We start from the raw sequence: 15,702 nt of genomic DNA, 5'->3' as shown, positions 1-15,702 counted from the left end.
CAATTACCTAAAAGGATTAAAAGCGCCAAATGGCGCTTTTTTTGTTTTAAAACTAAAATATACCCAATGCCTATCCCACAAAAGCATACTAATAATCTAATTAAAGAAAGCAGTCCATATTTACTGCAGCACGCACATAACCCAGTTAATTGGGAAGCTTGGAACGATGAAGCTTTGCTAAAAGCTAAAGAAAAAAATAAACTAATACTTATTAGTATTGGCTATGCGGCTTGTCACTGGTGCCATGTTATGGAGCATGAGTGTTTTGAAGATGAAGAAGTTGCCAAAACAATGAATGCCCATTTTATAAATATTAAAGTGGACAGGGAAGAACGGCCAGATATTGACCATATTTATATGGATGCCTTACAAATGATGACGGGCAGTGGCGGCTGGCCTTTAAATATTCTTGCCTTGCCCGACGGTAGACCTTTTTGGGGAGCAACTTTTGTGAAAAAACAAGAATGGATACAAGTCTTAAATCAACTTCAACAACTTTACGTTGATGACCCTAATAAAATTATAGGGTATGCCGAAAACATGGCAACAGGACTTAAAGAAATCAATGCAATAACTACTAGTGAAAATCAAAGTTTAATCGAAGGTTCTGAAATTGATACGATGGTTATCGATTGGACCAAATACTTTGATACCTTTTTAGGAGGATATAAACGGGCACCAAAATTCATGATGCCTACTAATCTCAATTTTTTACAATACTATTCTCACACTAAACTAGATAATACTGTAAACGAATATGTAAACACAACCCTGACAAGAATGGCTTGGGGCGGCATATTTGATCATGTTGGAGGCGGATTCTCTAGATATTCTGTAGACACTAAATGGCATGTTCCTCATTTTGAAAAAATGCTTTATGATAATGGGCTATTGATTAGCCTATATGCGAATGCATATGCAGCTACTAAAAATGAGCTTTACAAAAGTGTAGTAGAAAAAAGTATTACCTTTTTAGAAGAAGAGCTTTTGGATAAAAGCAACGGATTCTACTCCTCTTTAGATGCAGATAGTTTTACTGATGACAACAAATTAGTAGAAGGTGCATTTTATGTTTGGCAAGAAAATCAACTTAAAGAACTATTAAAAGACGATTACCCTGTTTTTAGTGATTACTTCAGTATTAACTCTTATGGATATTGGGAAGAAGACAATTATGTTCTTATTAGAGATTCAGAAGCATTGGCCATTGCAATGAATCATTCCATAACAAAAGTAGAATTACAACAAATTATCTCTAAATGCCTATCATTATTAAAAGTTGAGAGAGAGAAAAGAAACAAACCAAGATTAGATGATAAAATCTTAACCTCTTGGAATGGCTTGGCCTTAAAAGGGTTAACAGATGCTTACAGATACCTAGAAAATGATAGGTATTTACCACTTGCAATTAATAACGCTAATTTTATTGTAGAACTAATGACCACTGAAGATGGTGGCTTATACCGTAACTTTAAAAACGGAAAAAGTACTATTCATGGTTTTTTAGAAGATTATGCTTCAATAATCGATGCATTCATAGGGCTATATGAAGTTTCTTTTGATGAAAAATGGCTTAATCATAGTTTGGAGTTCACAAAATATGTCATTAAAAATTTCTCAGATGCCGATACGGGATTATTCTTTTTCACATCTAATAACGATAACGACCTTATAAGAAGAACTTTGGAAACTGCAGATAATGTAATTCCGTCTTCCAATTCAATGATGGCTCATAATTTACATAAGCTCTCCAGATATTTTCCAGAAGATAATTTTGATATCCGTTTGCATCAAATGATAAAAACGATGAAACCATCTATCATAAAAAATCCTCAAAATCATGCAAATTGGCTTCACTTAGCACAGCTAATGAGTGATAATTTCTATGAATTGGTCGTTATCGGTGAAAACTTTGAACTCATATGCAAAACCCTCATGAAGAACTATTTGCCAAACGCTATATTTGCTGCTTCAAATGCTAAAACCAGTAATTTACCTTTATTAATGAACAGGTATGTAATGAACAAGACGCTCATCTATGTTTGCAACCACGGTAGCTGTCAAATGCCCGTTGAAGAACCTAGTAAAGCTTTAAGTCTTGTTTCATCTAATGTTTAAGGATTAATTGTTCAGTCTCTTATTATCTATGGATTATACATAATTGGTTAAGTTGGCTCTTTAAAAAACAAAATTTATGATGGACAAAATAATGAATCTGCAAGAACATGCAGATAATGCAATAGCTTGGTTATGGGCTGTATTACCAAGTATATTATGGGCAATATTTCTATTAGTTGCAGGTACCTACCTGATACGTATAATTAATAAAATGATACGAAGGTTCTTCGCTAAAAAAGATTACGATTTAGCGTTAGAAACATTTTTACAAAGCTTTATAAGCATTGCTTTAAAAATAATACTTTTCATATTGGTGATTACCCAATTAGGAGTACAAACAAGTTCTTTGGTTGCAATTTTAGCATCTGCAGGTTTGGCTATCGGTTTGGCTTTACAAGGTTCTTTGGCAAATTTTGCAGGTGGTGTTCTAATTTTATTATTCAAACCCTTTAGAATAGGAGATTTTATCTCTGCTCAGGGTGTAGATGGTACGGTAAAAGAGATTTCAATTTTCACTACTAAAGTAAGCACTTTCGGTAACCAAATTGCGATAATTCCAAATGGGCAACTATCTAATAACACCATTACAAACTATAACGCGCAAGACACTAGAAGAGACAAAATTGATGTAGGTATAGGTTATACATCTAATATAAAAGAAGCAAAAGAAATTCTTTTAGCAATCTGTAACGAACGTGAAACTATTTTAAAGACACCTGCTCCCGAAGTTTATGTAGGCGAATTAGGAGATAGTTCAGTAAACTTAACTTTACGATTCTGGGCGGATAATGATGATTTTTGGGCTGCACATTTCTTTGTTTTAGAAGAGATAAAATATCGTTTTGATGCTGCAGGTATTGAAATACCATTCCCACAAAGAGTAATTACACAGATGAAAAGTTAATTTACAGAAAACAAAAATGCCCTTGATAATCAAGGGCATTTTTATTTTACGAAACTTTTATGCTTTCGCTTTCTTAGTCTGCATCACAAAATCCTTTAGATAATACGGCTCAAAATAAGCCACATCTTCAAAGTCAGCGATATAATATTTATCAGATGAAATAGCTGCCATTTCTTTGGCTGATGGTACAACTTCGCAATGGTAGCTAATAGTTTCTAATGGAAATAATTCTTTGATCTTCTCTGCTCCACTACCTAAAAAATGAACGTGTTTTTCATTGATATATTCCTGAAAGGAATTTTCATCTATTACTTCAGCTTTCGTTTCTCTTATTTCATTGAGTTCCGAGTCGAAAATAGAAGAATATACCTCCATACGTCTAGCATCTAAAACAGACACCAATAACTCATTGTTCTTAATTTTTACTTGAGATGCCATACTCTTCAATGTAGAAATCGAAATCAGCGGGATGCCTAATGCATAACATAAGCCTTTTGCCGCCGAAACACCAATTCTAAGTCCCGTATAAGAACCCGGACCTTTACTGACCGCTACAGCTTCTAAATCTTCCATTTTCAAAGAAGCCTCCTGCAGTACCTCTTCAATGAAAATATGCAATTTCTCTGCATGAGAATAGTTTGCAGAATTCAATTCTCTCATTGCAAGAATTTCGCCGTCCTTAGCCACACAAACCGAACAATTTGTTGATGAAGTTTCTAGATTTAATAGTACACCCATATTGCAAAGGTATTACATACTATAAAATGAAAAAGCCTGTACACATAAAAATGTTACAGGCCTTTATAATTTACCGTTTTACCTAGTTTAAAGAAAGAGGAATACCAAAATAGAATTCCAATACCTTTATTCTAAAGATATAATCATACTTAGTACGAATTACGTCAGCTTCTGCATTATCTACTCTTGACTGAGTTTGGCTAAATTCAAAAGCATTCATTAATCCTACTTCATATCTTTCTTTTGAATAATCATAAGCTAACCTTGTTGCTTCTAAATTTTTCTCGGCAGCTTCATAAGCTTTAGCGAAACTTTTTACATCAACATAAGATTGATTAATATCAGTTTCTAACTGCAACTTAGTCTGCTCTAGTTGCAATTCTGATCTTAAAATATTAATCTCAGAACGTTCAATATTGTTTTTATTTACAAAGCGATTAAAAATGGGCACATTCAATTGAACACCATATGAAATACCGTCATTTTGCCATAACTGATTTGAAAAACTCTCTCGTTCCAAAACGCCGGTAATATTATTGAAACGCTCTTGATCAGAATACCTGGTATTATAATTAAAAAACCCCACTAGTGTAGGTAATAAAGCACCTTTTGAAATTTTCAAATCCTGTTCCGCTAGGGCAACATTACTTTCAGAAAATTTAATATCATTTCTAAAAGATAATGCCTTGGCAAAAATCTCCTTTGGTGTTTGAATTAAAATTTCTGATTTTGGCACATCTATATCAATTTCAGCGACATCAAAATTACCGTAATCAGTTATTTGAAGTAATTGAGCTAAACTTATTTTAGAAATAATTACTTGATTTTCAGTTAATACAATTTGCTGTTCTTGACCTGCAGCCGTAGCTTCAATTTCTAATAAATCTCCCCTCGGTAAAACACCGGCATCTACTAGCTCAGCAGTTCTCTTGATATCTTGTTCAGTTACCGCATATTGTGCTTTTTGTGTAACCAATGTTTCTTTAGCAGAAATAATATTCAAATAGGCAAAAGCTACGTTTAAACGAATATCATCTTTTAAATCATCTAAGCGATATTGACTTGCTAACGAATTCATCTTTGCCCTTCTAAGATTATTAATATTTCTTAATCCATTAAACAAATTAACATTAGAGCTTAAACCACCATTTGCAGTTAAAATTGTAGTAGTTACTGGTTCTTGCGTAGTAGGATCAAATGATAAACCTGTATTTGCAGAAGTAGTAATTGTACCACTCGCATTTGGTAAAAAATTACCAAATGCATCTGACTCACCAATTTTAGCTTCTTCAAAATCCAGTTCAGATAGTGCAATACTTAAATTATTCTCTTCAGCATGCACAATACATTCCTCTAGAGTCCATTTTTTTTGCTGTGCCATGGTAATTGCCATGCCGAACAAAAACGCAAAGACGGTTATTTTAAATTTCATTTTTTGATTGTTTTGATTTGTATTTTGATTGACTTTTTACTCTTCTGATTCTTCTTCCTCATTGTCCTCTTCTCCTTTTTTAACAGGCTCTGTTTTATTCCATTGTTTAACCTTATCTTCTTCTGTTAATCCAGAAATAATTTCCACATTAATTCCGTCAGAGATTCCTATTTCAATATCCTTACGTTCAAATTTTTGATCGTCGATAGACCCAACCGCTACTTCAACATAAGGTTTATCTGTTTGCCTATCGAATTGTAATAAGGCTTCTGAAATAACAAGAACACTATCTTTCTTTTCTAAAACTAAAGAAGCATTGGCACTATAACCTGCACGAATAAAAATATCTTCTGTATTTTCAACATCACCTTCAATTTTAAATTGAACAGCACCAGTTTCTTCAACACCTTTAGGGGCTATAAATCTTAATTTAGCATTTAATTCTTTACCTTCAATGGCGCCTAAATTAATTTTCAAAGGTGCGCCTACTTTTAATTTTCCTACTTCGCCCTCATCTACTTTACCTTCAAATATCATTTTACTCAAATCTGCAATAGTAGCAATGGTAGTACCATCATTAAAGGTGTTACTTTGAATAACCTGATCACCAACTTCTACAGGAATTTCAAGAATAGTTCCATCAACCGTTGCCCTAATATTGGTATTTGCGCTAGTAGACCCACCTGCCGAACCAACTCTAACAATTTGATAATCTGCTTGTGCATTTTGCAATTCTTGCTGAGCCTGATCAAAGCGTAATTTTAGATCATTAAAATTTTGACTAGAAATAACGCCTTTATCAAAAAGAGTTTTATTTCTATCGTATTCTATTTTAACATTACTAAGTGATATATTGGCACTATTCACCCTACCTTTTGCCTGATTTAATGTTTGCTCATTAGGAACAACTTTTATAACTGCAATTAAATCTCCTGCTTTTACTTCAACACCTTCTTCAAGGTAAATTTTATCGATAATTCCTGAAATTTGCGGTTTGATCTCAATTTCATCTTCTGGTATCAATTTACCGGTTGCAACTGTTTTCTTCTCAATACTAGAAATGAATGGACTAGAAGTTTCGTATGTTATTGATGACTTACTGTTGCTTTTGATAAAAAATACTGCCGCCCACAAAGCTCCAAGAACTACTAGACCTATTAATGCATATTTTACAAATTTGTTCATTTTAATAGTTGTTTATCGTTTAATATTTGGTTATTCTTCTTAATTATTCTTCTCTTAAAGCTTCAATAGGCCGTATACTAACTGCTCTTTGCGCAGGAATCAATCCAATTAAAGTACCCAAAACCACCATAATAACTAATGCCCCTATGACATAAGGTATTGGAACCGTTGGGTTGGTGTATGGAAAGTCAATGTCTTTAGTGAATGAATTTATGAGTGCTAAAACTCCTGCGCCTAATATAATACCAAGAATACCTGCAATAAGCGTTAAAAATACTGACTCCATTACAATCTGGTTTCTAACTTCAGCCGGTGTTGCCCCAAGAGCTCGTCTAACACCTAATTCTTTGGTACGTTCTTTTACCGAAATGAGTAAGATGTTACCAATACCGATAACTCCCGCCAAAATTGTAGCAATACCCACTACAAGTGACATAAATGTTAGTCCGTCCGCAAAGCCCATGGTTTTAGAAAATGCTTCACCCAAATTAAATGAACCGAATGCTCGCTCATCTTTAGGATCTACTCTATGTATATTTTTAAGTAATGTCTTAATATCTTTTTCAACCTGCACTACATCTACATTATCATATGCAGCAATACACATATACCCGATGTTATCACCAGAATTATATAATTTCTGATATGTTGTAAATGGAATAAACATGGCAGTATCAGAATCAAAGCTTACCCCTTGTGCAAGTTTATGCACCCCTATAACCTGAAAGTATACGCTACCCACTCTGATCCAGGTACCCACAGGGTCCTCATCTTTAGTATAAAGTTCTTGCTCGACACGCTCACCGATTACAATTACTTTTCTTGCCTGGTCAATATCTTCTTGGTTAATAAACCTACCACCATCATATATTTTTTTGGTAGATATTTTGGTGTATATCGGATAATCGCCGTTCAAAACATAACTACCATATTTTTGCCCTCGAACAGTATATACAGGTTCTGAGCCAAAATTACCCTGTGTAATTCTTGGTGCTATATATTGAACTTCAGGAATTCTATTTTGTATAGTTTGTACATCTTCTAATTTTAGCTGAAGAAGTCTACCCGTTTTAAAACCATCATAAGGCATACTCGTACTTTGAGCCCAAACAAACATACTATTAATAGCTACAGTTTTAAAAACTTTATCAAACCCATTATCTAAACCTTTGGCAGCACCAGATAGCGCTATGTATATGAATATTCCCCAAAGAACACCAATAATAGTTATGATTGTTCTAGTTCTATTCTTACTAATAGAACCAAAAATCTCTTGCCATGTATTTCTATCAAATAAAAATCCCATATTATTCGTCTCTTAGTGCTACAATAGGTTTAATACGTGCTGCTCTCTTTGCAGGAATATAACCTGCTACACCACCAAAAATTATTAGTACAACGGTTGCGAAAATAGCCACCGATAAATCTATAAATGGGTCAGTAATAAAAAAGTCCTCTAAAGTTTTATCAAGCGAGCTCAAAATAGCTATCCCGATCAACATGCCTAAAACACCAGAGATGGTGGTTATAAATATAGATTCTAAAAGTATTGTACCTATTACAGATTTAGGGGTAGCACCAAGTGCTTTTCTAATTCCTAATTCTTTGGTTCGCTCTTTTACTACGAAAACCATAATATTGCTAATACCAATGATTCCCGCTATTATTGTCCCAAAGGCAACAAATGATACTATCAATTGCAAAACCCTTGCTAATTGCTGCGTCTGCTTTAAGCCTTCTGCTACGTTTCGTATAAAAATACCATTTTGATCATTCGGGTTTATATATTTTTTTTCCTTAAAGAATGTAGAAAGACTTTTTTCTAAGGCCATTGCACCCGAATAGCCCAATTCTGGTTTAAAAGCTACAATTATTTGATCTACTTTATCATTATTTTTCTCAATCAGTTGTAGTGTGGTATAGGGTACATAAATTCTTCGTTCCTCATCATCACCACCGTCATCTTGATAAACCCCGACAATTTTAAATACACTACCTCCAACATCGATATAATTACCAATTGCATCTTTTTGACCAAATAAATCTCTTTCAACTAGCCTGCCTATAACGGCAGTTTTAGTTTTCTTTAAAATATCTAATTTATCTAGATACCTACCTTTCATGATTATGGTTTTTTCAGCAAACTGATGAGAAGGTGCAACCCCACGAGTGGAATAATTGTTAGATTCATTTTTAAATTTGGTAAGGTAAGTTCGCCCTATTCTTGGCGTTACATATTCCAAAAACATTGGAAAGTTTTTTTCAATATCAGCTAAATCAGATCTATCAAATTCTATCTGTCGACCAGATTTATACCCTTTATAAGGTTTAGTAGTTTGACCTGGAAAAAAGGTAATTATATTTTGTGCATCATCTTCAAAAAATAATTGAAACGTATTAATAAGACCATTTCCAAAACCAAATAAGACTACAAAAATTAAAATTCCCAGAGCTACGGTAAAACCAGACAAGAATGTTCTTAACTTATTCTTTTGAATAGTCTGAAAAATTTCTCTCCAATTATCTCTACTAAACATATTTTGAAGCTCTTACTTGTTCAATTTTCTTGTCTTCTATAATCACTCCATCCTTTAAATGCACTATACGCTTGCACATATCGGCGATATCTGGTTCATGAGTTACGATTAATATCGTATTACCTTGATCATTTATCTTTTGAATAAGATCCATTACCTCGTAAGACGTTGTACTATCTAATGCCCCTGTTGGTTCATCAGCCAATAACACTTTTGGTTCTGCTGCCATAGCTCTTGCAATGGCAACTCTCTGTTTTTGACCACCAGAAAGTTCACTGGGCAAATGATTTGCCCATTCTTTAAGTCCTACCTGAGTCAAATATTTAAGCGCCTTTTCTTGACGTTCTTTTCTTGCTACTTTTTGATAGTAAAGTGGAAGCGCTACATTCTCTGCGGCACTTTTATAATTAATTAAATTAAATGATTGAAAAATAAATCCTAAAAACTTATTACGATATTGGGCGGCCTTGGTTTCATTTAAATTTTTGATAGCTACACCATCTAGAGTGTAAGTACCTTCATCTAATTCATCTAACATACCCAGAATATTCAGTAAGGTAGATTTACCCGAACCAGAAGAGCCCATGATAGCTACTAACTCCCCTTCTTCAACATTAAAATTTATTCCTTTAAGAACGTGAAGAGAATTCTTGCCCATTTTATAGGACTTATGAAGATCTTTAATTTGAATCATGTTGGTTGTTGTTTTGAACAATTTTACATTGTCTATGCATTAGACTATGCATAGCATAAATTGTTACATCAATTTAATTATTTTTTTACTTTATTCGTTTTCGGCAAGGGCATCGGGCACTATCTCGTTCCAAACTTTAATTTTATCACCTCCTTTAATACCCGAATTTATTTGCACGTGAATACCATCGCTGATACCCAGTTCAATATCTCGTCTTTCAAATTGCTGATCACCGGTAGCGATTTCTACGAAAGGTTTTTTGGTTTCATCGTCGAATTGTACCAAAGCTTCTTTTACAGCCAAAACACTATCTGCTCGAGCTAAAATTATAGATGCATTTGCACTTAAACCTGCTCTAATGAATACGGAGTCTTGTTTTTTAAGCGTACCTTTTATTTCAAATTGAATAGCACCGTTTTCTTCATTTCCTTTTGGAGCTATATAGTCTAAAACAGCGTCGAATATTTTATTCTCTATGGCACCTACAGTAATTTCTAACGGAAGATTCTCTTTAATTTTACCTACTTCAGATTCATCGACCTTACCTTCAAATATCATTTTATCAACATCGGCAATAGCTGCAATGGTCGTACCTTCATTAAAGTTATTACTTTCAATGACCTGATTACCTACTTCTACAGGCACTTCTAACACCATACCACTAACGGTAGCCCTTATCTGTGTGTTTGCGGCATTACCAAAACCAGAAGTAGTACCTGTTTTCACAATATCATATCTTTTATTGGCAGCAGCGTAAGACTGCTTAGATTGATCATAAGTTACCTGCGCCCGTTCTAAATCTACTTTTGAAATTACCCCTTTAGAAAACAATCCTTTTTGACGATCAAGGTTTCTCAATTGGTCATCTAAATTTATTTTAGCTTCATCAATATTATTTCGTGCATCATTTAATGCACTTAAGTTTGGTACTACTTTAATAGTACATAACAAATCTCCAGACTTTACATAGTCGCCGCCCTCCACAAAAATCTTCTCTATTACTCCAGAGATATTCGGCTTTATAAGCACTTCTTCTAACGGAAGTATACTGCCCGTAGCCATGGTTTTTTTAATAATGGTCTGCTTAGAAGGTTCTTCTGTTTGATATACTACAGGATCTTCGGCATTTTTGGAATACAAATAGAACATTGAACCGCCAAAGGCTAGTACGATAATTAGGAGGATGATAATTGTTGTTGACTTTTTCATTTTTTGATCGCTTATATTTTTATGATGAATTTATTCTGTTCTTAATGCCTCTATTGGTCTTATCTTGATAGCACTTTGTGCAGGTATGAATCCCGCTAACAATCCGGAAAATATTAAAATGACCAGCGCACTGACTACCACACCCAAACTTACACTAGGGTTAACAAACATGTCCACTGGACCTACGGAGTCGAGCACCGCATTGACACCATAAATAAATGCCGCCCCGAAAACAATGCCTATCATACCCGATATGATAGTTAGGAAAATGGACTCCATTAAAATTTGTTTTTTAATGGACCAAGGCGGTTCGCCCAAAGCCCGTCGAATTCCAATTTCTTTTGTTCTTTCTTTAATTACAATGAGCATAATATTACTTACCCCAATAATTCCCGATAATAATACCAACACACCTACAAAATAGGCTACCCAACGTAATGCGCCGAACAAACTTTCTACACGATTATATTGCTCATACAGATCAAAATACCCAACTGCACGTTTATCATCGGGGTGAATTTTTCTTTTCTCCTTTACAACATTTACTATTTTCTCTTTAAGGTTAGAAATGGAGCTACCATCTAACGCAGTAATTGCCATCCACCCGACATCATTACCCATATTAAAGGCTTGTGAGAATGCTGTAAACGGAACATATATTTCCTTTTGACCTTCTTCACCACCACCATCGTCTTTCTTTTGATAGGTACCTACTACCATGAAATTGACTCCTTGAATTTTTATATACGTCCCCAATACTGTCTCACCTAGGTCATAAAGTTCATTTCTTACACCAACACCAATGACCGCTACTTTTCGTTTATCTTGAATGTCATTATGATTTACAAACCTACCAGAGGTAATAGTCATGGGTTCTTGCCGAATTATTTCAGGATAATCTCCGTAAACATTAAAAGCACCCGTTTTTAAACCTCGTACTACATTATTACTTCCTCCAAATCCGCCTAATTGATTTCGAGGCGAAATGAATCTTAAATTGGGAATATTATCTTTTATAGCCTGTACATCTTCTAGCTTAAAACTAAAACGCCTTCCTTTTGGCAAGCCTTTATATGAAATGGTCGTATTACGTGACCACATGAACATCGTGTTGGTAGCGATGTCTCCGAAATCTGCTCGAATACCATTTTCCAATCCTTTTCCCGCAGCAAGTAGTATTATCAGAATGAATATACCCCAGCCCACCCCAAAAGAGGTTGCCAATGTTCTAAACACATTGCTAGATAATACCTCTAAGATTTCTTTCCACCGGTCTCTATTAAACATGGTTACATCTTAATTAATTATACTTTTTTGTTTTTTAATTACTCGTCTCTTAATGCTTCTATCACATGAATTTTAGCCGCTCGCCATGCAGGAAAAAATCCGGCTACGGCACCGGCAAAAATCAATACAAATACAGTGGTTAAGGCGACATTGAAATTCACAGAGGGATTTAATACATAATCTACCTCTACATGCGGACCCACAATTTCGAGTATCCCCATGCTTAATATGAGCCCTGTAAAACCTGCAATTGCCGTTATAAAAATTGCTTCATGAAGAATCATACCCACAATAGACCATGGCTTTGCTCCAAGAGCTTTTCGTATACCTATCTCTCTCGTACGTTCTTTAACCACGATCAACATAATATTACTAACACCTACAATACCTGCAATAATGGTACAAACCCCTACGAACCAAAAGAAAAATTTGATACCTCCCATTAGAGCATAAAAGCGTTTAGCTTCTTCCATGGGATTATATACTTGTATGGCACTAGTATCTTCTGGCGCCACCGTATGTGCTTTTTGCAGATACGATTTTAAATCATTCTTAAATTTGATAGATTGTGCAACGGCAGTTTCGAAATCTTCTACAGGAGGTAATGTATAGGAAAGATTATTTAAATGATCAGCGCCATTGAAAACCTGTTGCGCAGTACTTACAGGAATATAAATACGATCTTCTTCACGTTCGCCACCAATATCACCATAGACACCAACAATTTTGAAAGGGATGCCAGACAGGTCTAAATATTCCCCTATGGGACTTTCTAGTGCGTGAAACACCTCTCGATTAATCTTGTTACTGATTATTGCCACTTTAGCCTTAGAATCCACATCTTGTTGACTAAGGAATCTCCCTAGGGTCATAAACTCATTTTCGATAAACTGAAATTGATGAGAAACGCCCTGAACGTTATAAGCCAAAGACTCACTACCGTAGTTTATAAATACACCTCTTATAAAAAGCCTAGGTGATTTATTCTCTATTTGATTTTCAAACAAAACACCGGCCATGTCATAATTCTCATTTCTAAATTGGATAGGTCGACCAGGATTCATTCCCTTATAGCCAATGGTCGTAACACCTGGCCAGACCCAAACGCTAGTAGCCGCGTCTTGCTCAAATTCTTTGGCGATACCATTTTGCATGCCTTGACCAAAACCCAATAAAATAACTAGAATGAAAATACCTGAAGCAACGGAAAGTCCAGTTAGAAATGTACGTAACTTATTCTTGCGAATAGTATCGAAAATTTCTTGCCAACGTTCTAAGTCGAACATAACATTGATTGATTAATTTGATTGATTGATGAGCGTGATACAAATATCACACAATCATAAGACTAACCAATTGGAAGAATGTTACACTTTTTGTGTAAAAAAAATAAGGAAAAGGCTTAGGCCCTCATCTTTCTATAGATGAAATAAAAGAGACCAGCTACTAAAACATAAGGTATTGCCATCAAATAAACGATGCCATTATTTATACCTTCAGCAGCTTTTCCAGAAGATTCACTTTCTAAAACTGCTCTACACATTGCGCATTGCGCTTCTGCATCTATAGGAGGCAACAGAAGCATTACTATTACTAATAAGAATATTTGTTTAGTACGCATAATATGGAGATATCATTAAGTAAACTACTACACCGGTAACGGCAACATATAACCAAATAGGAAATGTATATTTAGCCAATGCCCTATGCTCATCGAACTTCTTTAAATATGCCTTTGCATATGTTCTTAATACTAGAGGAATTAAAGCTATGGACAGAATGATATGTGTAATCAATATAAAATAATACACATATTTAATAGCACCTTCACCACCGAAACTAGTAGAATCTGATGTCATATGATATGCTATATACATTACCAAGAAAAATAAAGACAGTGCAATATTGGTCGTCATTAAATTCTGATGTAGTTTTTCTTTGCAATTTTTAATGGCCCATACAGCAGCCAATAGTAGTACTGCAGTCAAACCATTTATTGTGGCATAGATTGGTGGTAAAAAAGATAGCGGCTCAACATTAGGTATTTTAACACCAAATAGAATGGCCACAACAATTGGTATAATAATAGAAACAATTGCTATTAATTTATTAAACTTTTTCTCGTCCTTAACACTCCCTTGCATATCCTTATTCTTCTAACAATTTTTGAATATCAACTTTCAAAATACCTATTTCTTCAGTTTCACCGTGATCATTAACTCCTTTTTCCTCTAGAATGGCACCACGATAATAAACTATCGGGTTACCAAAGTCATCTATTCTTGATCGTAAATAACCATCTTTATCTACTAAGGCAAATAAACCTGAATGCTCAAATCCGCCTGGAACATCGGGCATTTCAGCAGCGAATATATTAAATCCTGCATTTGCCAATTCATATACCGCATCATGATCACCGGTAAATAAATTCCAGTTCGCATCATTAATACCATACTTCTCCTCATAAGCTCTTAAAACCTGTGGTGTATCAAACTCTGGCGTAATACTAAAAGATGCTATCGCAAAGTCCTCGGCATCTGTAAAATGCTTTTGTACATTTACTAAGTTTGTTGTCATTACTGGACAGATACTCGGGCATCTTGTAAAAAAGAAATCTACAACATAGACCTTACCTAAATAATCTTTATTAGAAACAACAACACTATCTTGGTTTATAAACTCAAAAGCAGGTACTTTTCTACGCTTACCATCTAACAATATATAGCCAAGCTTATCACTACTATTCTTTCCAGAAACATTCAACCGATCGTTCTCAACCACCGACCCAGAAGACAATCGATCAACTATTTTTGGCACTACAATAATGCCAAAAATCAGAACAATTAATGAAACCCAAACGTATGTATACTTCTTATTCATTACTTAGTTAGATCAGCATTATTCTTTTTTAAGGCAAGCCTATATTCCGCTAAAATGATTTTAACATCGTCTACCATTTTATTATTTAAATCTGAAACCGAGTTGGAATTAAAACCGTATTTAGTACCATCATCCTCATCATCTGACCTACCTCTTAACGTTAAGTCTTTATCTATAATAAAAACATAAGGCGTACTGTTATTGGCATCTAATACGATATCGGTTTTAAGGCTTTTAAAAAGATTGGTAATTTGGGTATCATCAGCAGATACAAAATTCCACTTTTCATTATTGGCTAAGGTAGCTAGCTCTGTTTTAAGTGCATTAACTTGATTTTTTTTATCGTTAGCTACGACCATTACAAACTGGAAGTCTTTAAACTCAAAGAAGCGTTTATAAATCTTCTGATTTAAATTGAACGCATTACCTTTTCTACCTTCAACATCAGAACCTAAAAAGCCTAAAATGGTAATTTTGTCTTTAAACTTCGTTTGGTCAGAAAAGTTTAATTCTTGAACATTTTTAGTGAGCTGAGATAGCTTACCAAAATTAGTTACTCCAGAAGCAAAGAATAAATATGCTACAATCGGCAGCACAAATAAGACAACAAGAACAAAGGTCTTTTTCATAAATCAGGAAGCCTAGTTATTGAAACCATTTAACAAGTTACAATAGAGATAATCATTAAAATACAAACTATACAAAAATAAAAAAGACG

At 34.4% G+C, this 15,702-nt stretch carries 15 protein-coding genes; 2 read left to right on the top strand and 13 right to left on the bottom strand.

Going from position 1 to position 15,702, the window contains the following annotated elements; translation table 11 throughout:
* The first annotated feature begins 66 nt into the window (after positions 1 to 66).
* Together DFQ03_RS04535 and DFQ03_RS04530 are read left to right on the top strand one after the other, a co-directional pair.
* Positions 67 to 2,118: a thioredoxin domain-containing protein gene (locus tag DFQ03_RS04535; protein ID WP_243834417.1), complete on the top strand. Its 2,052-nt coding sequence runs from the start codon at positions 67 to 69 to the stop codon at positions 2,116 to 2,118.
* 79 nt (positions 2,119 to 2,197) lie between these two features.
* Positions 2,198 to 3,022: a mechanosensitive ion channel family protein gene (locus DFQ03_RS04530; RefSeq protein ID WP_133671983.1), complete on the top strand. Its 825-nt coding sequence runs from the start codon at positions 2,198 to 2,200 to the stop codon at positions 3,020 to 3,022.
* A 57-nt stretch (positions 3,023 to 3,079) separates the two neighbouring features.
* Here DFQ03_RS04530 and tsaB read toward each other — a convergent pair whose 3' ends face one another.
* The 13 genes from tsaB to DFQ03_RS04465 form a co-directional block, all read right to left on the bottom strand.
* Complete coding sequence (tsaB, locus tag DFQ03_RS04525; protein WP_133671807.1) at positions 3,080 to 3,760, bottom strand: tRNA (adenosine(37)-N6)-threonylcarbamoyltransferase complex dimerization subunit type 1 TsaB; 681 nt, start codon at positions 3,758 to 3,760, stop codon at positions 3,080 to 3,082.
* 82 nt (positions 3,761 to 3,842) lie between these two features.
* The gene (locus tag DFQ03_RS04520) at positions 3,843 to 5,192 is read right to left on the bottom strand and encodes a TolC family protein (protein ID WP_133671806.1); all 1,350 of its coding nucleotides are present in this window, start codon (positions 5,190 to 5,192) and stop codon (positions 3,843 to 3,845) included.
* 36 nt (positions 5,193 to 5,228) lie between these two features.
* Positions 5,229 to 6,377, bottom strand: a complete 1,149-nt coding sequence (locus DFQ03_RS04515; protein ID WP_133671804.1) for an efflux RND transporter periplasmic adaptor subunit — start codon at positions 6,375 to 6,377, stop codon at positions 5,229 to 5,231.
* A gap of 43 nt (positions 6,378 to 6,420) precedes the next feature.
* Entirely contained in the window at positions 6,421 to 7,683 is a 1,263-nt protein-coding gene (locus tag DFQ03_RS04510; protein ID WP_133671802.1) for an ABC transporter permease, read from the bottom strand.
* A gap of 1 nt (position 7,684) precedes the next feature.
* Entirely contained in the window at positions 7,685 to 8,914 is a 1,230-nt protein-coding gene (locus tag DFQ03_RS04505) for an ABC transporter permease (protein WP_133671800.1), read from the bottom strand.
* Complete coding sequence (locus DFQ03_RS04500; RefSeq protein WP_133671799.1) at positions 8,907 to 9,608, bottom strand: ABC transporter ATP-binding protein; 702 nt, start codon at positions 9,606 to 9,608, stop codon at positions 8,907 to 8,909. Before DFQ03_RS04500 ends, DFQ03_RS04505 begins: the two co-directional genes overlap by 8 nt.
* Positions 9,609 to 9,698: 90 nt before the next feature.
* Positions 9,699 to 10,817 carry an efflux RND transporter periplasmic adaptor subunit gene (locus DFQ03_RS04495; protein WP_133671798.1) on the bottom strand — a complete coding sequence of 373 codons (1,119 nt, stop codon included), beginning with the start codon at positions 10,815 to 10,817 and terminating at the stop codon, positions 9,699 to 9,701.
* A 30-nt stretch (positions 10,818 to 10,847) separates the two neighbouring features.
* Positions 10,848 to 12,104, bottom strand: coding sequence for an ABC transporter permease (locus DFQ03_RS04490; protein ID WP_133671797.1), 1,257 nt, complete (start codon positions 12,102 to 12,104; stop codon positions 10,848 to 10,850).
* A 38-nt stretch (positions 12,105 to 12,142) separates the two neighbouring features.
* Positions 12,143 to 13,390, bottom strand: a complete 1,248-nt coding sequence (locus DFQ03_RS04485; protein WP_133671796.1) for an ABC transporter permease — start codon at positions 13,388 to 13,390, stop codon at positions 12,143 to 12,145.
* Between the two features lie 116 nt (positions 13,391 to 13,506).
* A complete protein-coding gene (locus tag DFQ03_RS04480) occupies positions 13,507 to 13,725 on the bottom strand; it encodes a hypothetical protein (RefSeq protein WP_133671795.1) in 219 nt (72 codons plus the stop codon).
* Complete coding sequence (locus DFQ03_RS04475) at positions 13,715 to 14,248, bottom strand: DUF420 domain-containing protein (protein WP_133671794.1); 534 nt, start codon at positions 14,246 to 14,248, stop codon at positions 13,715 to 13,717. The genes DFQ03_RS04480 and DFQ03_RS04475 overlap by 11 nt, the downstream gene beginning before the upstream one ends.
* Positions 14,249 to 14,252: 4 nt before the next feature.
* Complete coding sequence (locus DFQ03_RS04470; protein WP_133671793.1) at positions 14,253 to 14,984, bottom strand: SCO family protein; 732 nt, start codon at positions 14,982 to 14,984, stop codon at positions 14,253 to 14,255.
* Positions 14,984 to 15,613 carry a thioredoxin domain-containing protein gene (locus DFQ03_RS04465; protein WP_133671792.1) on the bottom strand — a complete coding sequence of 210 codons (630 nt, stop codon included), beginning with the start codon at positions 15,611 to 15,613 and terminating at the stop codon, positions 14,984 to 14,986. Before DFQ03_RS04465 ends, DFQ03_RS04470 begins: the two co-directional genes overlap by 1 nt.
* Between the last annotated feature and the right edge of the window lie 89 nt (positions 15,614 to 15,702).

The organism is Maribacter caenipelagi, from assembly GCF_004364175.1.
Classification (GTDB): Bacteria; Bacteroidota; Bacteroidia; order Flavobacteriales; family Flavobacteriaceae; genus Maribacter; species Maribacter caenipelagi.
This window is presented reverse-complemented; position numbering and strand designations above follow the sequence as displayed.